Origin of the sequence: Desulforhopalus sp. (assembly GCA_030247675.1) — a bacterium.
In the GTDB taxonomy this organism is placed as follows: domain Bacteria; phylum Desulfobacterota; class Desulfobulbia; order Desulfobulbales; family Desulfocapsaceae; genus Desulforhopalus_A.
On the sequence record JAOTRX010000003.1, the window covers coordinates 62,404 to 80,730 of the forward strand.

Sequence of the window (18,327 nt, forward strand, 5' to 3'; positions counted from 1 at the left end):
CTTAGTCTATCTCAAGCGTTTGAAGTTTTTCAATAATCTCTTGGCATACAAGCTTTGTGCCGCCCCTGCGCGGCTGGAAGAAACGGCGAACCTCCTCGATGACCGCAGCCCTTGGCCTGCCGCCGTCAATGGCCGCAAGCAGGGCCGTTGTCAGCGCGGTTTCATCAGCGACCTCTTTAACCAGGCCGGAGGTGACGATCTCCCGGCCGACCCAGGCAAAGTTTTTCCAATAGGGGCCGATGATCGGTTGCAGGCCGAATACTAACGGCTCAAGGAAATTCTGGCCACCCAAATTTACCAGGCTGCCACCGACAAAGGCCGCCGCGGCCAGGGCATAGGCCCCGGCAAGCTCCCCGAAGACGTCCCAGACGATGACTGTTCCCGGCTGCTGCCTTTCGAGCACCTGCGAGCGTTTGATCGCCGTGACGCCGGCAGCCTGCAACAGGTGGAGCCAGTGGTCGGCCCGTTCGATATGCTTGGGGAAGAGGCCGATAACGATATCAGAGCGCTCAGCCAGCGTTGCGGTTATGGTTCGGAGAATCAGCTCTTCTTCCTCGCGGCGTACCGAGCCGAGGAGGACAAAGGGGGTGGCGGCTGGGAGGAGACCGGCGATGGGGGTGTCGGCATTGAGGTCGTCTTTTGGCTCGATGCGGTCGAACTTGATATTATTCATGAGGGTGACCCGCTCCCTGCCGACGACACCGGCAAAACGGCCGCCGTCAAGCGGTGAGATGGCCCAGACCCTTTCCGGCCCGTAGTTCCGGAAGAAACCGCGGAAATAGCGGTAGGAGCGAAAGCTCTTCTCCGACATCCGGCCATTGATGAGCAAGACCGGCACATGGTTTTTTCGGGCCTGGATCAAGAAGCCCGGCCACAGCTCCGTCTCGACGATGACCGCAAGTTTCGGGGCAAACATGGCAAAGGCCCTGGCCATCAGCTGTGGCGCATCGAAGGGGAAATAGGCAATGGTGACTGCTAGGCCGTCTCCGGCGGGCAACTGCGCCCGGCCTTTCTCCAGGCTGTCGACGCCCTGTTTGGTGCCGGAGGTGGCGAGTATCCGCAGACTCCGGTGCGGCGGGAGGGTCGCGGCAAGTTCCTGCAGGACCATATTAATCAGCAAGGCCTCGCCGCCCGAGGCCGCCTGGATCCACAGGTCAAAGGGCCCGGTTGCTGCGTCCCGCAGGGTTCGCTGTTCCCAGCCGAGGGCAAGCCGTGGCGAGCGGTGCAAAAAGGGCATGGCCAGGGACCAGGCAAGATTATAGAGAGGCAGGATCAATGGTATCAAGGGTGCAGTCCAGGAAAAGGCAAGGGAGAGACGGCAAAAGGCAACCAGCCCAGGGTTGCGGCGATCCTAACGTGTTTGGCCGATGTTTTCAATGGGATTCTCCCTGGCCGTGGTCGGTGGCTATGCTCGACTTCTCGTCTCGCAGGTCCGGTTCGAAAAACGACCAGACGACCTGCGGGAAGGCCGCTTTTACCCGTTTTTCGCAACGATTAATAGCTTCAATCATTGCCTGTTGATTGGGGTATTGCCGCATCTCCGCCTTCACCGCCAGCATGACATCGCGGCCGAGTTGCAGGGTGATGAGGTTGTAGACCTGGATGATTTCCTCCTGGGCCAGGAGAAAGTCGACCATGGCTCTGTGGGTCTCTGGGTCGACGCCCTGGCCGATCAGCAGCTGTTTGACCTGGACGCCGATGACCACGGCAATGAGAACGAGGAGGACGCCGATGGCGATGCTGCCGAGGGCGTCAAAAAGAGGATTGCCGGTCACCATGGCAAGCCCGACGCCGACGAGCGCCAGGAAGAGCCCGAGAAGCGCCGCGATATCCTCGCCGAAAACCACCAGCAACTCGCTTTCCCGGCTTTGCCGGAACCAGGTGATAAGGCTGCGCTTGCCACGGGTCTTGTTGACCTCGCGCAGGCAGCCCCACAGGGAAACCGACTCGGCGGCAATTGAAAAGGTCAGGACGGCAATGGCCAGCCAGGGCGCGTGCAGCGCCTCTGGATGCTGCAGTTTATGGATGCCCTCATAGATCGAAAACATGCCGCCCATGCTGAAGAGGATCAGGGCGACGATAAACGACCAGAAATAGATGGTCTTGCCGTAGCCCAGGGGGTGTTCGGCGGTCGGCTGTCTTTTGGAACGGTGCAGGCCGACGATGAGCAGCAGCTGGTTGCCGCTGTCGGCCAGGGAATGGATGGCCTCGGCCAGCATGGCCCCGGAGCCGGTGTAGAGGGCGGCGGCCAGCTTGGCGCAAAAAATTGCCATATTGGCCCCGAGGGCAAAGAGGATCGAGGTGAGGGAGTTGGCGTGTCCGGCCATATTGGGAGCTCCTTGGTTGCGATAAAAGCTCCGTTGTGCAGCATGCCTGCAAAACAGAGAAAAAATACCCTTGCTGTTCGCTCTTTTTACGGGTTCTATGCGGCTTTCGCAACTCCCCTTTGCCGTCTTCCGTGAAAAGGCGGCCCGGGATGCTTCAGCCAACGCCCACGTGGTGGAGGAATCGTGCCGTTTTCGCAACTGCCCATCAAGGCCATTCTTGGCGAACTGCAAGCCGCCCTGCAAAAGGGCTCGGCGGTGCTCTCCGCCCCGCCCGGCTCCGGCAAAACCACCGCGGTTCCCTTAGCCCTCCTTGATGAGCCGTGGCTCGACGGCCGGAAAATCCTCATTCTCGAACCACGGCGTTTGGCGGCGCGGATGGCGGCGGCGCGGATGGCCGCATTGCTGGGGGAGAAGGTCGGTCAGCGGGTCGGCTACCAGATTCGGTTTGACCGGCAGATTTCCCCGGAAACCCGCATCGAGGTACTGACCGAGGGCATTCTTACCCGGCGATTGCAAAACGATACGGGGCTGGAGGATGTCGGTCTTATCATCTTCGATGAATTTCATGAACGCTCCATCCATGCCGATCTGGCCCTGGCCCTGTGTCTTGACCTCTGCCTGCTGCGGGGCGACCTGCGTCTGCTGGTGATGTCGGCGACTTTTGAGACCGGGGCGGTGGCGGCTCTTTTAGGTGGTGTCCCGGTGGTGACCGGCGGCGGACAAAGCCACGAGGTGCGTGTCGACTACCTTGCGAGGCCAGCCGGCGGCAGGATCGCTGAAACAACCGCGGCAGGAATCCTCCGGGTCGTCGCCGAGGAGGATGGCGATATCCTGGCCTTCTTGCCGGGCACCGGCGAGATAAGAGAGGTGCAGCGGCGGCTGGCGGCTGAACCGCTCTGCCGCGGCATGATCATCGTCCCGCTTTTTGGCGACCTGTCGCAAAGAGAGCAGGACCGCGCCATCCTCCCCGATCCGGCGGGGCAGCGGCGGCTGATTCTCGCCACCTCGATTGCCGAGACGAGTCTCACCATCGAGGGTATCGCTTGCGTTGTTGACAGCGGCTGGTCGCGGCGGCCGCGGTTTGAGGCAAAAAGCGGCCTGACGAGACTCACCACCGTCCGGGTATCGAAGGCCGCGGCCCAGCAGCGGGCTGGTCGGGCCGGGCGTCTTGGGCCGGGGTATTGTCTCAGGTTATGGACACGGGAAGAAGACCACAGCCTGCCGCCCTTTCAACCCCCGGAAATCATTGCCGTCGATCCGGCAGGGCTCGCATTGGAGCTGGCCCTGTGGGGTGCTCGCGACCCTGGAGAATTGCGCTGGCTTGATCCGCCGCGTCAGGGCGCCTACCAGCAGGCCGTCCAGCTCCTCCAATCCCTTGGGGCGATAAACGCCGCCGGGCGGATTACCGAAACCGGTCGGCAAATCGCCGCTCTGCCTGTCCATCCCCGTCTTGGCCATATGTTACTCATGGCGGGGAGCCTCGGTCAGGGGCCTCTTGCCTGCGATCTTGCGGCCATCCTTGCGGAGCGCGACCTAGTCGTCCGGGATGGAACGCCAGGTCCTGCGGAGCTGCGGTTGCGTCTGCAGCTCCTGGAGCTATGGCGAAAAGACGGCGACGCGGCCCTTCGCCGGGAGGGTGGTGATCCGGAGACCTGTCGACGCATCGACCGGGAAAGCAAGCGCTGGCAAGGGCAGCTCGGTTGTGCAAGCGGGCCGCGCCACGCCGAGGCCATCGGCAACCTCCTGGTCTATGCCTACCCCGACCGGCTGGCCCGGCAGAGGCCTGGGCAACGAGAACGCTATCTCTTAGCCGGGGGCCGAGGGGCTTTTTTGCCGCCCGGCGATCACCTTGTTGCAGCTGAATATCTGGTGGTGCCGCAGCTTGATGCGGGCAGGACGGAGGGACGGATATTTCTGGCCGAGGCGGTTGACATTGATGCGCTTCGCCGCCATCATCCCCTGTTGTTTACGCAAAGCGATGAGGTGTATTGGGATGATGCGGCCGCCAGGGTCATGGCGGTGCGCCGCGTCAATCTCGGGAAAATCGTCGTCGACGAAGAAACTCTGCCGGACGGCGGCGAGTCAGAGGCGATCAGTGCCGCGCTCTTAACGGGCATACGCCGCCTGGGACCCGCCTGCCTGCCCTGGGACCAGGAATCGCGGCAGCTCCAGGCGCGGGTGCTTTTCTTGCGGAACTGGCAGCAGGAAGGAGAGTGGCCGGATCTTTCCGATGAGTATCTGCTTGAGGACCTTACCTGGCTCTCGCCGTATCTTGCCGGGATCACCAGGGCCGCACAACTAAAACGCCTCAATCTGCGCGAGATATTTACGACCATGCTTGGCTGGCAAAAACAGCAGCAGCTGGAGCGGGACGCACCAAGCAGCCTGACCGTAGCCAGCGGCTCGAAGATCCGTATCGAATACCGCATCGGCGAGCCGCCGCTCCTGGCAGTGCGCCTCCAGGAGATGTTCGGGCTTGCGACAACGCCCGCCATCTGCGGCGGCAGGGTGCCGCTGCTTCTTCACCTGCTGTCGCCGGCCCGTCGGCCCATCCAGGTTACCGCCGATTTGGCCGGCTTCTGGCAGCGCGGCTATCCCGAGGTGAAAAAAGAGCTGAAAGGCCGCTACCCCAAACACTTCTGGCCGGATGATCCCCTTACCGCCGAGGCGGTGCGGGGGGTGAAGAGAAAGGCCCGCTAACTTGTCCGATCTTGTCTCTTCTTGGGTCCCATAAAAACTCAATATCGTAAAGTGCCACAATAACAGCTAGATATGCATAAAAAGATTTTTCGCCTCACGAGCACCACTTGCTACCGACACGAGCTTTTACACTCAGATTGAGCTGAATAGCAATGGGATTCACATTCACCTCTTTTAGAAGACGCTGCCCAATTGGGAGCTCTGTCGCTAAAGCCAGCACATTGCGCTCGACAAGCCTCATAAAGTGCAGAACATTGTTTGTTACATGAAGAAGCATTTGCCTGAGCTTGGCGGGCGTTTGAGGCCTGGGCCTGACTGGCATTTTTCATGCTCAGCAAGCGGTCTGCTGCCTTGATTGCCAGGGCGTCCTCGGGGAAGCGATCCATGATGGCTTTATATACCTTTTGGGCTTTTCCGCTATCGTCGTTGTCTTCATACTTGACCGCGGCCAGATACATTGCTTGAGGTTTGTCGGCAGTGAGGATTTTTTCGAATCTTTGTTTTGCTTCTGCCTCGGCCTTTGCCTGCTGCTGTTTTGCATCCGCATCGATCTTAGCCTGTAACTGTTTTGCTTCCATCTCCGCCTTCGCTCGTTGCTGTCCTACTTTTATGGTCTCGTTTATGTCCCAGACCTTGATGGTTTTGTCTCCTGATCCTGAGAAGATTTTACCATCGGTGACTGCAACACAATTGGCATTTTCAGGGAGGGTGCGAAGAAGGCTACCGCTAGCCAGATCCCAAACTCTGATGGTTTTGTCGCCTGAAATGGAGACGATTTTGCCATGGGCGACTGCAACGGATTTGATATAGCCGGAATGCCCGGAGAGGGTACGAAGAAGGCTGCCGCTGGCCAGATCCCACACTTTGATAGTCCGGTCGCTTGCCCCGGAGACGATTTTGCCATCGGCGACTACAATGGATTTGACATAGTCGGAATGCCCGGAGAGGGTACGGATAAGGTTGCCGCTGGCCAGATCCCAGATCTTGACGTCATGCCTGGCCCCGGCAATGATTTTGCCATGGGCGACTGCGACGGATTCGACCAAGCCGGAATCGACTTTGAGTGTGTGGAGCAGGTTGCCGCTGGGAAGATCCCAGACTTTAATGAGCCCTCCATCTATTCGGCCGCCACCGCCAGTCTCTGGCCACCCCCCAGAGACGATTTTGCCATCGGCGATTGCAACAGAATTGACTTCCCCAAAGTTTCCAGAGAGGGTGTGGAGCAGGTTGCCGCTGGTCAGATTCCAAACCTTGGTGGCTCCGTCCCGTCCAGCCCCGGAGACGATTATACCATCCGAGACTGCGATTGATTTGATTCCGGTGGAATGTCCAGAGAGGGTGTGCAGAAGACTGCCGTTGGCCATATCTAGCACACTGATGTTATGGTAGATATCTCCGATTACGATTTTGCCTTCAGCAACTGCGAGTGAATAGAAGGTATGCCCAGAGGGCGCGGAAAGGGTTTGGAGAAGTTCCCCCGCTCGGGCAGGGTGGACGAAATGTAGCAATCCAATAGCACAAAGGGTGAAGTGCAAGGTAAATATCAGGCATTTTTTCAACAGATTGTCGATGGGTAACATGGCCAAGTGGTAAAGTAGAGGTTATAAGTCAAACACGCGAAAATTTTGTAAACAGCTTTCTCGAACGGTATCTTCTGTTTCCTCCCCTCCTCTGAGCTTTTTGCATCCTGAACCTGTGCCCCTCGATTTGCAGTATCAAGGGAGCGGCCTCTTTTCCAGCACTACTCCTTTCGGCAATTCTCCTCGTGCCAGGCAATTCCCGCCTCGATAGCCCGCATATTTAAGTCCACCAGATTCTTCCGTTTGATCGACAGCGGAATGACCTTCTGCAGGGTCTCAATGGTTATCGCCCCGGAAACCAGGGCGTAGACGGTGAGGAGGATGACGCTGGCCGCCTGGATCGCCCCGAGATTGTTGGCCATGTCGCTTACCGGCACGTGGTAGGCGGCAACATCCGTGCGCCGCACCGTGCGTGGGGCCAGCGACGAGTTGACGTAGATGGCGCCGCCCGGCCGCACCGTGTCCTCGAAGGCATCGAGTGACGGCAGGTTCATGACGATCAGGGCATTCGGGTTTGAGACGATCGGTGAGCCGATGGTGTCATGGGAGATGTTGATGCTGGCATTGGCGGTGCCGCCGCGCATCTCGGCGCCGTAGGACGGCAGCCAGGTGGTCTTTAGTCCCTCGGCGATGGCGCAGTTGGCAAGAAGAACGCCGGTCGACAGCACCCCCTGGCCACCAAAGCCGGCAATCTTCACATGCTGTTCTTCCTGTAGCCGGACGCTTCCGGCATGTACCTCTTCCTCGTTGACACCGAGGATCTCAAGGAGTTTCCGGTCGCTGACCCTGGTCTTTTTCTTGTCAGCGGCATCAAAGGGGCCTTTTGGCAGATCGCGGAGATTGCCGACCGGAAAGACCGGTTCGAGATTGTTTTCCAGCCAGCGCCTGGCCTCTACCGGGGTCATTTTCCAGTTGACCGGACAGGGCGAAAGGATCTCGACAAAGGAGAAGCCCTTTTTCTCTACCTGGTTGCGCAATGCCTTACGGATGGCCATGCGGGCCTTCATCACCTTGGCCGGACCGGCGAGTGACACCCGTTCGACAAAAACCGGGGCTTGCAGGCTGTTGATGATCTCCACCATGCCGATGGGGAAACCTTCGCCTGCGGCACTGCGGCCAGCTGGGGTGGTCACTGTCTTCTGGCCGAGGATGGTGGTCGGCGCCATCTGCCCGCCGGTCATGCCGTAGATGGCGTTGTTGATGAAGAAGACGGTGATGTTCTCGCCGCGGTTGGCGGCATGGATGATCTGGCTCATGCCGATCCCGGCCAGGTCGCCGTCGCCCTGATAGGAGATAACTATCGCCTCCTCGTTGGTCCGGCGGATTGCTGAGGCCACCGCCGGTGCCCGGCCATGGGCGCACTGGATATTGCCGACATCGAAGTAGTAATAGCCGAATACCGAGCAGCCGACCGGCGAACAGAAGATTGTCCGGTCCTGGATACCCAGGTCGTCGATGGCCTCGGCGATGAGGTTATGGGCAGTGCCGTGACCGCAGCCGGGGCAATAATGGCTGACATCGGCGCCGGGGGCCTTGCGGTCAAAGGTCGGATAAAGGGAATGGGCCTTTTGGTGTTTTATGCTGTGCATTCTGTGTTCTCCCTGACCTGAATCGATGGGATTTTGCTTCCTCGGTTTTTTCTTTTCCCGTAGGGTGCGTTTTACGCACCAGCTGTTCTGGTACTGGTGCGTAAAACGCACCCTACGGCGTCCTGCCGTTCAACCGGCAGCGGCATCTTCTTCCAGGCGGCGGACTATCTCCTCGGTGGTCGGGATGCGCCCGCCCATCCAGTTGTAGAGAAGGACCGGTACCTTCCCCTGCACCGCCAGCTGCACGTCTCGGACCATCTGGCCGTTGCTCAGTTCGGCTACGATCATCTTTTTCGCCTGGCCGGCCAGCTCCAGCAATCGGGCCGACGGGAAGGGGAAGAGGGTCTTCGGCCGGAGCATTCCGGCTTTAATGCCCTTGTCGCGCAACTCGTGCACGGCAGAATGGCAGATTCGCGAGCTGATGCCGTAGGCGACAAAAAGATATTCGGCATCAGCCGTCTGGGTTTCTTCAAAGTCGACGATCTCGCGCTCCATCCGCCGGTATTTTTCCTGGAGATGGATATTGTGGCCCTCCAGTTCTTCGAGTTTTAGGAAGATGGAGGAGATGAGGTTGCCGCGACTCGCCGCATCACCGTACAGCGCCCAGTCCTTATGCGGATTGGCCTGCACCTGGCGCGGCAGTTCGACCGGTTCCATGATCTGGCCGATATAGGCATCGGCGAGGATAAAGACCGTGCAGCGATAGCGCTCGGCAAGCTCAAAGGACTTGTAGGCGAAGTCGCACATCTCCTGCGCCGAGTTTGGGGCAAGGACCACGCCGCTGTGGCTGCCGTGCCCGGCCCCATGGACAATGAAGTTGTAGTCGGCCTGCTCAGGCCAGATATAACCAAGACCGGGGCCGGCCCGCTGGACATCAATGACCAGTGACGGCAGCTCGGAACCGGACAGGTAGGACAGGCCTTCCGCCATCAGCGACAGCCCCGGCCCGGATGAGCCGGTCATGACCCGGGCTCCGGCGGCCGCCGCTCCGTAGAGCATATTGATCGACGAGACCTCGCATTCGGCCTGGAGGAAATGCCGGCCGCAGCGGGGGAAGAGTTCGGCCGCCGCATGGGCGATTTCGCTGGCCGGGGTGATCGGGTAGCCGAAGTAGTGGGTTGCCCCACCCAGCAAGGCGCCGTAGATCACCGCCTCGTTGCCTTTCATCAGATGCTGGCTCATCTCATGCCCCTTTGCGTGGTTTTTTGTAGACGGTAATCGCCCCGAATTCCGGACAGGTGTAGAAACACATGCCGCAGGCGATACATTTTCTGACGGCGAAACGGGCGAACTGGTAGCCCATGCCATTGATCTCCGAGCCAATCTCGATGCAGCCGTTGGGGCAGGCGACAACACAGGCGGCGCAGCCCTTGCAGCGTTTCGGATTGATGTCGATGTAATTTTTTTTCTCTTCAGGGCCCATATTCAGATTCCCCTAAACATGTCATCGTGAAATTCGCCGAAGTAATTGATTTTTTTGACGCGGCGGGTGATCTCGTCGGATACCCGCTGGATGACCAGGTCGTGGTCCGGGCAACCGTGCTTGGCACAGACGAGGATGCGATTGACGCCGCCGGGCAGGTGGAGAAGGATGGCCTGGTTGCTGCCGCAGCCCTCATAGGTGCAGTGCCGCTCGGTCATCAGGCTGATGCCGCAGTGCGGGCAATGCGCCTCGGTGATGCTGTGCATGTCCGCCTCGCCGGGCAAAAAGCTGTAGAGCTTGTCGTGGCTGCCCCAGAAGGCGTCAAGAAATATTCGCCCCTGTTTTGAGCCGATTCTGGCATCGATGCAGATCGACGGTTCGCCGTGCAGGCGTACATGGTCAGCCATCAGACTGTGGCCGTCTTTGCAGTACAGTTGTTCAATGACGAGAAAATCCTTGCCCTGCTTCTGCACATATTTTATGCCCTCCGGCAGGGCGGCGAGAAATTCGACAGGCACCTCTTTGTACACGAGTTTCATTTCTTCCTCCTTGTGTGACGCGGCGATTGGTGGATGGTCTCCTGTAAGGATATACTTTCCCATGATAAAACAAAAGCCGGAGGAAGAAAAATCATCGGCAGGGCGTCCCCAGGCCAGAGTCAGGGCCTGCAATGGGTCTTGACCATTGGTGATTATGCGCTATATCAACAGCAGGGTTCTGTGTGGAGCCGCTTTTTTGAGGCTCTCTTCTGGCTCCTGTTGCCTGTCCGGTATGACGACGTGAAGGATATGTTCAGTAAACTTAATAAGATTGTTACCCAGCCAAGTATCGCCATCGACCTCGGTACCGCCAATACCCGGCTTTACGCCTTCGGTGGAGGCAAAATCATGGAAAGACCCTCGACGATACGTCTTGTCAGAGACGGCGGCGACCGTGTCGCCGATGAATATTTTCGCTATATCAACAGCACCCTGGTCGCTACACCCCTGCGCGGCGGGGTCATTGTCGACTTGAAAAACGCCATTTCCCTGCTGAAACCCCTGGTGGTCAAGACCCGTAAACTCTTCCAGGCCCCTGTATCGCTGGCCTGTGCGCCGACCGATACCACAGAGGCAGAGCGAGAGCTCCTCTGCCGTGCCCTCCTGCAGGCGGGAGTTTCCCGGGTCTCGCTGATGCCGGAGGTCTGGGCGGCGGCGATCGGTGCTGGCCTCGATGTGAGCCTTGGCTCGGCGCAGCTGCTCATCGATATCGGTGAGGGCGTGACCGACCTGGCGGTGTTTCGCGACGGGCGGATTATCTTTGCCTCGGCGCTGCGCACCGCCTGCAGCGACATCCACCGGGCGATCCGTTCGGCAATCATGGCCCGCTATGCCGTCAAGATCTATGACCATGAACTTGAGCGCTTGACTAGCGAGCTGCAGACTGTTTTCTGTCACCCGGCGTCTTCGGACCGGTGGTTGGCGATTTCCGGGATCGATGTCGTCAAAAGGCGTGAGGTGTCAATAACCATCGACAATCAGGTGGTTGTCGCGGCGATGCTCCCGGTAATAGGCAAAATCACCGGATTCATAGCCGGCAGCCTGAAAAAGCTGCCAGAAAAGTGCTATTGCGAAATCCTCGAATCGGGGATTTGCCTGACCGGTGGCGGGGCATGTATTGAAGGAATAGATACCTCGATAAGCCGGCGAACGGCAATGGCCGTCACAATTGCCGCCGATCCACTGCACGCGGTCATCAATGGCGCCACCCAGACCCTGCAGTATTGGAGTGGCAAGCGGTGCTGGTGGGACAACATCGCCTGGCCGAGTTTTCAAAGAATCAATTGAAGCTAAATTGAGCAGCTGTTCTGCTCAAACGAAATGTATGCTTGTGCGGTATATGCGGGGGTCAGGACTGGTATAACCGGTCTCACCCTGCAGATTTCCCTGCTCCTGTCCTGTCCTCTCCTCTCCTCTCCCTCTCCGTTATCAGCCCAGTCCATCTTACGAGAAAGCCATCGCCTGCCACCTTCCGTTAAGTGTTTTCTGCCCCTAATCAGACTGTGGATATCTGTTTCTCAGGGGCTTTGTTTTCTGACTGGGAGTATATCTTTTTACGTCAACGGAAGATATCCACACAGTGTTCATTTTTGTCGAATACAAACTGTTCATTTATTCTTTACATGGGAAATTTAAGATGTTATACAAACTCTTTTTGAAGAGCATATTTATTGTTGGAAAAATACAATAACTATTTGAAAATAAAGTTTATATATTTTGTAACTAATGTGTTTATCAGAAGTTTAGTATGGCAAAAATGGAGTGTTAATATCTAGTTGAATAGTGTTAAACATGATCCAATTTAATAACAGGAAACGTATAATTGCGCTTGTAAAATCAAGGCCTCCAGGTAAATGTAGATGATTATGGAGCCATGGTCTTCGGTCATTGACGGCAGCGCAACGTACAGGCTCTTGGCGGTTTTAAAGACGCACAAAATCAGCCCTTGGAAAATTCATGATGACAGCCATACCCAATCTTAAAAGCGGCCTGTTTTGCGCGGCCATTATCTCCCGGCTGAAGGGGGCGCCGCTCAGTGTTGAGCAAATCCGTCACCAATTCAGCGGGACGAAAAACGAGCTTTCACCCATTGAGCTTGCCCGGATCTTCCAGGGGATCGGCCTGCAGGTGACCGTGGTGGCGAAGAAGCTTTCCGACCTCAGAACGGCTTTCTATCCGGTTGTCGCCGAACTGCGGAGCGGAGAGTTTGTCGTTCTCGCCAAGGCAGGTGAGGACCGGAAGACGGTGCTTGTCCAGAGGGCCGGCTCGGAACGGGCGGCCTGGGAAGAGGTCGACGCCCTGCAGGCAGAACTGAGCGGCAAATTACTGCTGATGAAAAAGGATTCTGAAAAGGCAGGGGCACAGAAGGCCTTTGGCCTGCGTTGGTTTCTCAGGGCGGCCGCGAAGTATCGTGGTATTCTCCGCGACTGTCTGTTGGCCTCGCTGTTTGTTCAGGTCTTTTCCCTGCTTTCTCCTTTAGTCTTTATGATCGTCATCGACAAGGTGTTAAGCAACAACAGCCTGTCCACCCTCGATGTCCTGGTTTTTGCTCTGGTCGTGGTATCGCTGTTTGAGATCGTCCTCAATGCCCTACGCGCCTACCTGCTGTCGCATACCGCCAACCGGATCGACCTGACCCTTGGCGTCCAGCTTTTCCGCCATCTCCTTGCCCTGCCCCTCAGCTATTTCGAGAACCGCCAGGTTGGCGATACCATAGCCAGAATGCGGGAGTTGGAGACGGTGCGGCGGTTTATTACCGGGTCAGGGATCATGCTCTGTATTGATCTGCTGTTTCTCGTGGTGTTTCTGGCCGTTATGTTCCTGTTCAGCCCCTTTCTCACCTTGATCGTCCTGGCTGCCCTGCCCCTGCTTTTTTGCGCCTCGTTTTTCGTAACCCCCTTTCTCCACGACAAGCTTGAGGATAAATACACCAGCGGCGCCGCCAACCAGTCGTTTCTGGTCGAGACCTTCAGTGGTATAGAGACGATCAAGGCGGTTGCCGCCGAACCGAGGGTTCAGGAAAAATGGGAGAATCGGCTGAGTCACCACGCAAAGAACGGTTTTCGCAGCGGTCATTTTGCCAATCTTATCAGCCAGGTCACCTCTCTGCTCAGCAAGGCCCTGTCGGTGCTGCTCCTGTGGTTCGGTGCCAAGGAGGTACTGGCCGGCAACCTTACCGTCGGCCAGCTGATCGCTTTTAACATGCTTTCTTCCCGGGCGATTGCCCCTATCCTGCGCTTGTCGCAGATGTGGAAGGAGTTCCAGCAGGTGAAGATCTCTATCGCCAGGATCGGCGATATCTTCAATTGCCCGGGGGAGCCCGGATTTGACCCGAACCGGGTGACACCGCCGGAGATTGTCGGCAGGGTCGAGTTCGACCGGGTGACCTTCCGCTATCGCCCCGATGGTCCGGAGGTATTGAGTGATGTCACCTTTTCCGTTGCCCCGGGCGAGGTGGTCGGCATTGTCGGCTCCACCGGCTCCGGCAAGACCACCCTCGCCAAGCTTTTGCAACGTCTCTACGTGCCGGAGCGGGGCAGGGTGCTCATTGATGGTGTCGATCTGTCCATGGTCGATGCCTCATGGCTGCGGCGGCAGATCGGCGTCGTCGTCCAGGACGGTGTGCTTTTCAATTCCTCCATCCGCGACAATATCACCCTCAATATCCCCGAACTGGAGATTGATGCGGTCATTGCCGCTGCCAAACTTGCCGGGGCCCATGATTTTATCATGGAGCTGCAGCACGGCTATGACACACCGGTCGGCGAGCGGGGGATCCAGCTGTCCACCGGCCAGCGGCAACGCCTGGCCATCGCCCGGGCCCTGGCCACCAATCCGCGGATGCTCATCTTCGATGAGGCGACCAGCTCGCTTGATTATGAATCGGAGATGGTCATCCAGAAGAACATGCGGGAGATCTGTCGCGGCCGTACCGTCTTCATCATTGCCCACCGATTCTCGACCCTGCGCCATGCCGATCGGATTATCACCCTCGAAAAGGGCGGCGTGGCCGAAAACAACTCTCCGGAGAAGCTGCTGGCCGCCGGGGGCCGCTTTGCCAGCCTGCATACCATCCAGGAGGGTATCTATGCCTGAGATAGAAAGCAGTGACGGCAAAACCAGGTTGCCGGTATCGGGTCCCCAGATTGCCCCGCCCGCGGATTCGACCGATAGCCCTTCGCTCCTGGCGAGGCTGCCCCTGGCGCGGTCCATCGCCAGGTATAAAGCCCACCAGGAGATGCGCCATGACGCTGAATTTATGCCGGCCACCCTGGAGGTGCTCGACAGGCCACCAGCGCCGTTTTCCCGGGTCATGCTGGTCTTCATCGTGGTCTTTGCGGCCTTTGTCGTCGGCTATGCCTGTTTTGCCAGGATCGACATCGTCGTTAATGCCATGGGCGTGGTTATTCCTAAAGGCAAGGTCAAGGTTGTGCAGCCGCTGGAGCCGGGGATTGTTACCGCCATCCATGTCCGAGATGGCCAGATGGTCAAGAAAGGCGCCTCCCTGGTGTCGATGGACAATACCGATACCGTCGCCGACGTCAGCACGCTGCGTCAGGACCTTGCCAAGGCCCAGTTGACCATTCTCCGCTTGGAGGCCGAGCTGCAAAACAATACGGACCTTTTTGTCCCGCCGCCGGGCATTGATGAGCACACGGCATCTCTGCAGCGCCGTCTCCTCGAACAATCGGTTGCGGCCCAGAAAGAGCGGCAGGTGACCTTGGCAAGAGACATAGAACGGTGTTCCGCCGAGCGCGAAACAATAGAGGGAAACCTCAAGCGGCTGAAAGAGTCTCTGCCTTTATCCCGGGAACTCTTTCTGAAAAAGAGCCTGCTGGCGGAACGGAAACTCCTCTCCAATACCGACCTGCTTCAGGCGCAGATCGAGATCAGCGATGTGCAGCATAATCTCCTGACCGCCGAAAGCCAGCTGCAGGAGGTGGAAGCCCGGTTGCTTCGCGCTCAGGAAGAAAAAAGAGTGGTGGCAACGGAGTATCGCCGCGATTTGCTGAAGGCCTTAACCGAGGCGAGGGACACCCGGGAAAATCTTGGCCACCAGCTCAGCAAGGCCGAGAACAAGGAAACCCATTTTGAACTGAAGGCCCCGGCCGATGGCATCGTCCAGCAACTGGCGATCAACACCGTCGGCGGGGTGGTGACCGCCGCCCAACCGCTGCTGGTCATCGTCCCCACCGAAGGGGGCCTGGAGATTGAGGCCAAGGTGCTGAACAAGGATATCGGTTTTGTCGCCGAGCAGCAGGACGTGTCGGTGAAGGTCACCGCCTATCCTTTTACCCGTTACGGCGATCTGCAGGGCAACATCGAGTGGGTGGCCAGGGACGCGGTCATCGAAAAGGACCTGGGGCCGAGTTATCCGATCCGGGTGTCGGTGAAGGGTTATCAGCTGCCCAATGTGGTCAACGGCAGACAGGGGGTGATTACCCCGGGGATGACGGTGACCGCCGACGTCAAGGTCGGGGAGAGACGGATGATCGAGTACTTTTTAGGACCGATTTTACGCTACAAAGATCAAAGTTTACGGGAGATATAACCATGGAAGAAACCAACGAGCAGGAGACGGAAAGGCCTGCGGTAAAATCTGCAGAGACTGCCGAGAAGGCCGCCCTGCAGGAGCATATTCACGCTCAGTCGATGAAGGTTCTTCAGCGCCTGCCGGCAATGGGGCCGGTCATCATGCTCTATATGCAGTCATCGCACCGTCGCTACCAATTTATCAGCGATCTGGAATGGCTGCTGCTGCCACCCTTGGTGAATGGCCAGTGCAAACTGTATATGAAAAAAGAGTATCCCATCTCCTTTATCAGCTGGGCCTATCTCGACCTGGCGGCGGAAAAACGCTTGTTTCAGAATGGCGGGAAACTGCGGCCGGAGGATTGGAAAAGCGGTGACCGCCTGTGGATCATCGATCTTGTCGCCCCCTTCGGTGGTGTCGACAACATGCTCGCCGATATCCGCAACAATGAATTCCCAGGGCAAATGATTCGCCTCCTTGCCCCCGATCCGAAAACCGGCGGCATCACCGCTAGAGAACTGCCGCCCCTGGCAACGAAGAAACAGGAAGAGGACGGCCAGGAGACGGCGCAGGTCAGCTCGGGTTTAAAATAATACTCTCGGATAACAGTGTGATGAAATGAGGCACTATTTTTTAACCGCTGCCTGCTGCCTGGCTGTGCTACCAGCCTTTCTTGGCCTTTCGTCAAGAGCCGCGGCCCTTGGTCTATCGGAGATAATCGATCTCGCCGGCAAACGCGATGCCCAGGTCCGGGCCGATACCCTGGTCGCCGAGGCGCGGGATGCCGAGGCCTGGCAATCCGTGGCAGGATATGGCCCGTCCCTTACCGCCTCCGGCAGTACCATGCGCAGCCGTGACAGTTTAAAGCCAGAGGCAAGCGCTGGTCTGGATGAACGCCTGGCCAAATTCAACGAAATGGCCCTGGCGATCGGCTTCGAGCAACCGCTGATTGACCTGGAAAAGGGGAGCAAGGCCCTGCAGGGTCTGGCCGAAATGGATATCGCTCTGCTGCTGGAAAAAAAGGCGAAAGAAGACCTGCTGCTCAAGGTCCACGAGCGATATTACGGGGTCCTGTCGGCCAGGGAATCCTTCAAGCTGGCCCGGGCGGAAACGGCGGCATTACAAAAACAGGTGCAGAATGCCGTGCAAAAGCTCGAACTTGGCTTTGCCACCATCACCAGCCAGTATGAAGCAGAGGCCCGCTACCGCACGGCATCGGCAACGGAGATTGCCAGAAAGTCCGATCTATCCAATGCCCTGAAGGCCTTGGAGGAGCTTATCGATCAGGAAATTGTCGAAGAACTCGACGATCTCGATCCACAAATGACCCTGCCCGCCATCCCCAATGATCTTGCCGCCTGGCTTAGGGTGGCCGCTGCTGCCAACACCGATCTTAAGCTAAAACAGCTGCAGGTGGAAACGGCCCGGTTTGAGTTCCGGGCGGCCCAAAGCCGGTTTTTGCCCTCTCTGGTGTTCTTTGCCGACTATAGCGAACGGCATCCCACCGATGGTCTGGCCGGATATGGCGAAGAGCGTAATGAAATGGATGTTGGTCTTCGTCTGGAGGGCAAGCTCCTTGCCGGCGGCCGGGACAGTGCCGCCTTTATTGCCGCCGACAAAAAGGTCAGGGCCGCCGAGGAGCGGACAACGGTTGCCGATCGGGCAATGCGCCGATCGGTTCGTTCCCTGTGGGAGAGCATCGCCAACACCCGGCAGTTGGCTTCTGCCTATCAACAGGCCGTGGCGGTCAGCGAAAAGGCCCTGGAGTCAACCCAGGCCGCCTATGATGAGGGGGCAAAGGTCTTGCTCGATGTGCTGAACGCCGAGCAGGATCACTATCGCTCAATGCGGCAGTACCGGACATCTCGCTATGACTATATGATCTTACTAGAGAAATTTCGGCAGGTGGTTGGTGTCGATTCGATTTGGCTGCAATCAAGCGTAAAAAATGGGGAGGAGATATGAGGAGATTGTTCGTGTATGGGGTAGGGGTGCTGCTTGCGGTTGTTTTGATCAGCGGATGTACTGCCAGCTACGACTTGACCAAGTCAAAGTTTGCAATCCAGCTGAAAGGATCGGGCAAGTTGGCGATAGGTGTTCAGGACCTGCGTTCCTTTGTCGTCGATAAAACCAAGCCACCTGCATATATCGGTCAACATCCCAATGGCGGTGGGATCATGCGAGATGCCGTTACCAGGTCAGGCAAACCTCTGGCTGAAGACATGTCGGCCATTCTCTCGCCATCCTTTGTTACCAATGGCTTTAAGGTATCCCGGTTTGCCATTCCCACCTTAGCCGACAATCCGGGGGACATTGTCAAACAACAGGCCGCTGGCGGATACGACAAAATAATCGTATTGACCATCAATAAATTCCGATCCGACAGCTGGGTCGAAGTGGAATTGCAGTGGGACCTGAAGATGAGTGTCTACGACGGCAAAGGGGAGCTCCTTGCGGAAAAGGACAGTGCCGGCATGGTGGAAGGGTTAAAGCGGAATTTTACCGGCGCGCTTTCTAACGGTCAGGTGCAAAAGGCGTTGAGCGATAAACTGGGATTGATATTTGCCGAGCTGATCAATTCCCCAGAATGCCAGAAGGCAATTGTTACGTTATAAAACTTCAAGGGAAGTTTGCTG

General features: G+C 57.7%; 14 protein-coding genes and 1 pseudogene. 7 read left to right on the forward strand and 8 right to left on the reverse strand.

Translation table 11 applies throughout. The features are described 5' to 3' along the window. Position 1: 1 nt before the first annotated feature. Positions 2-1,285, reverse strand: a complete 1,284-nt coding sequence (locus tag OEL83_07605; GenBank protein ID MDK9706903.1) for a hypothetical protein — start codon at positions 1,283-1,285, stop codon at positions 2-4. 88 nt (positions 1,286-1,373) lie between these two features. Then, positions 1,374-2,327, reverse strand: coding sequence for a cation diffusion facilitator family transporter (locus OEL83_07610; protein ID MDK9706904.1), 954 nt, complete (start codon positions 2,325-2,327; stop codon positions 1,374-1,376). A 183-nt stretch (positions 2,328-2,510) separates the two neighbouring features. Here OEL83_07610 and hrpB point away from each other — a divergent pair, with 183 nt between their 5' ends. Further along, positions 2,511-5,027 (forward strand): ATP-dependent helicase HrpB, encoded by a 2,517-nt coding sequence (gene hrpB, locus OEL83_07615; protein ID MDK9706905.1) that lies wholly within the window; start codon positions 2,511-2,513, stop codon positions 5,025-5,027. 110 nt (positions 5,028-5,137) lie between these two features. On the opposite strand, the gene OEL83_07620 is transcribed toward hrpB, so the two are convergent. The 6 genes and pseudogenes from OEL83_07620 to OEL83_07645 form a co-directional block, all read right to left on the reverse strand. Then, positions 5,138-6,391, reverse strand: coding sequence for a hypothetical protein (locus tag OEL83_07620; protein MDK9706906.1), 1,254 nt, complete (start codon positions 6,389-6,391; stop codon positions 5,138-5,140). 377 nt (positions 6,392-6,768) lie between these two features. Further along, a complete protein-coding gene (locus OEL83_07625) occupies positions 6,769-7,305 on the reverse strand; it encodes a 2-oxoacid:acceptor oxidoreductase family protein (GenBank protein MDK9706907.1) in 537 nt (178 codons plus the stop codon). A 132-nt stretch (positions 7,306-7,437) separates the two neighbouring features. Next, positions 7,438-8,196 (reverse strand): annotated as a pseudogene (locus tag OEL83_07630) (thiamine pyrophosphate-dependent enzyme). A 129-nt stretch (positions 8,197-8,325) separates the two neighbouring features. Further along, the gene (gene vorB, locus OEL83_07635; GenBank protein ID MDK9706908.1) at positions 8,326-9,378 is read right to left on the reverse strand and encodes a 3-methyl-2-oxobutanoate dehydrogenase subunit VorB; all 1,053 of its coding nucleotides are present in this window, start codon (positions 9,376-9,378) and stop codon (positions 8,326-8,328) included. A gap of 1 nt (position 9,379) precedes the next feature. Further along, positions 9,380-9,619, reverse strand: a complete 240-nt coding sequence (locus tag OEL83_07640; GenBank protein ID MDK9706909.1) for a 4Fe-4S dicluster domain-containing protein — start codon at positions 9,617-9,619, stop codon at positions 9,380-9,382. Positions 9,620-9,621: 2 nt separating this feature from the next. Beyond that, positions 9,622-10,158 (reverse strand): hypothetical protein, encoded by a 537-nt coding sequence (locus OEL83_07645; protein ID MDK9706910.1) that lies wholly within the window; start codon positions 10,156-10,158, stop codon positions 9,622-9,624. Positions 10,159-10,407: 249 nt separating this feature from the next. Here OEL83_07645 and OEL83_07650 point away from each other — a divergent pair, with 249 nt between their 5' ends. From OEL83_07650 to OEL83_07675, 6 genes are all read left to right on the forward strand, one after another. Continuing rightward, the gene (locus OEL83_07650) at positions 10,408-11,445 is read left to right on the forward strand and encodes a rod shape-determining protein (GenBank protein ID MDK9706911.1); all 1,038 of its coding nucleotides are present in this window, start codon (positions 10,408-10,410) and stop codon (positions 11,443-11,445) included. Between the two features lie 669 nt (positions 11,446-12,114). Continuing rightward, on the forward strand, positions 12,115-14,253 hold the full coding sequence (locus tag OEL83_07655) for a type I secretion system permease/ATPase (protein ID MDK9706912.1): 2,139 nt from the start codon (positions 12,115-12,117) through the stop codon (positions 14,251-14,253). Then, a complete protein-coding gene (locus tag OEL83_07660) occupies positions 14,246-15,709 on the forward strand; it encodes an HlyD family type I secretion periplasmic adaptor subunit (GenBank protein MDK9706913.1) in 1,464 nt (487 codons plus the stop codon). The genes OEL83_07655 and OEL83_07660 overlap by 8 nt, the downstream gene beginning before the upstream one ends. Positions 15,710-15,711: 2 nt before the next feature. Beyond that, positions 15,712-16,284 (forward strand): toxin-activating lysine-acyltransferase, encoded by a 573-nt coding sequence (locus tag OEL83_07665; GenBank protein MDK9706914.1) that lies wholly within the window; start codon positions 15,712-15,714, stop codon positions 16,282-16,284. Positions 16,285-16,309: 25 nt separating this feature from the next. Further along, entirely contained in the window at positions 16,310-17,656 is a 1,347-nt protein-coding gene (locus OEL83_07670) for a TolC family protein (GenBank protein MDK9706915.1), read from the forward strand. Beyond that, entirely contained in the window at positions 17,653-18,306 is a 654-nt protein-coding gene (locus tag OEL83_07675; protein ID MDK9706916.1) for a hypothetical protein, read from the forward strand. The genes OEL83_07670 and OEL83_07675 overlap by 4 nt, the downstream gene beginning before the upstream one ends. Positions 18,307-18,327 lie beyond the last annotated feature (21 nt).

Excerpts from the sequence above, each read along its gene's own strand:
- OEL83_07665 (MDK9706914.1), top strand. The coding sequence starts at position 15,712 with ATGGAAGAAACCAACGAGCAGGAGACGGAAAGGCCTGCGGTAAAATCT.
- OEL83_07670 (MDK9706915.1), top strand. The coding sequence starts at position 16,310 with ATGAGGCACTATTTTTTAACCGCTGCCTGCTGCCTGGCTGTGCTACCA.
- OEL83_07645 (MDK9706910.1), bottom strand. The coding sequence starts at position 10,158 with ATGAAACTCGTGTACAAAGAGGTGCCTGTCGAATTTCTCGCCGCCCTG.
- OEL83_07675 (MDK9706916.1), top strand. The coding sequence starts at position 17,653 with ATGAGGAGATTGTTCGTGTATGGGGTAGGGGTGCTGCTTGCGGTTGTT.
- OEL83_07655 (MDK9706912.1), top strand. The coding sequence starts at position 12,115 with ATGATGACAGCCATACCCAATCTTAAAAGCGGCCTGTTTTGCGCGGCC.
- OEL83_07640 (MDK9706909.1), bottom strand. The coding sequence starts at position 9,619 with ATGGGCCCTGAAGAGAAAAAAAATTACATCGACATCAATCCGAAACGC.
- OEL83_07620 (MDK9706906.1), bottom strand. The coding sequence starts at position 6,391 with ATGGCCAACGGCAGTCTTCTGCACACCCTCTCTGGACATTCCACCGGA.
- OEL83_07650 (MDK9706911.1), top strand. The coding sequence starts at position 10,408 with ATGTTCAGTAAACTTAATAAGATTGTTACCCAGCCAAGTATCGCCATC.
- OEL83_07610 (MDK9706904.1), bottom strand. The coding sequence starts at position 2,327 with ATGGCCGGACACGCCAACTCCCTCACCTCGATCCTCTTTGCCCTCGGG.
- vorB (MDK9706908.1), bottom strand. The coding sequence starts at position 9,378 with ATGAGCCAGCATCTGATGAAAGGCAACGAGGCGGTGATCTACGGCGCC.
- OEL83_07660 (MDK9706913.1), top strand. The coding sequence starts at position 14,246 with ATGCCTGAGATAGAAAGCAGTGACGGCAAAACCAGGTTGCCGGTATCG.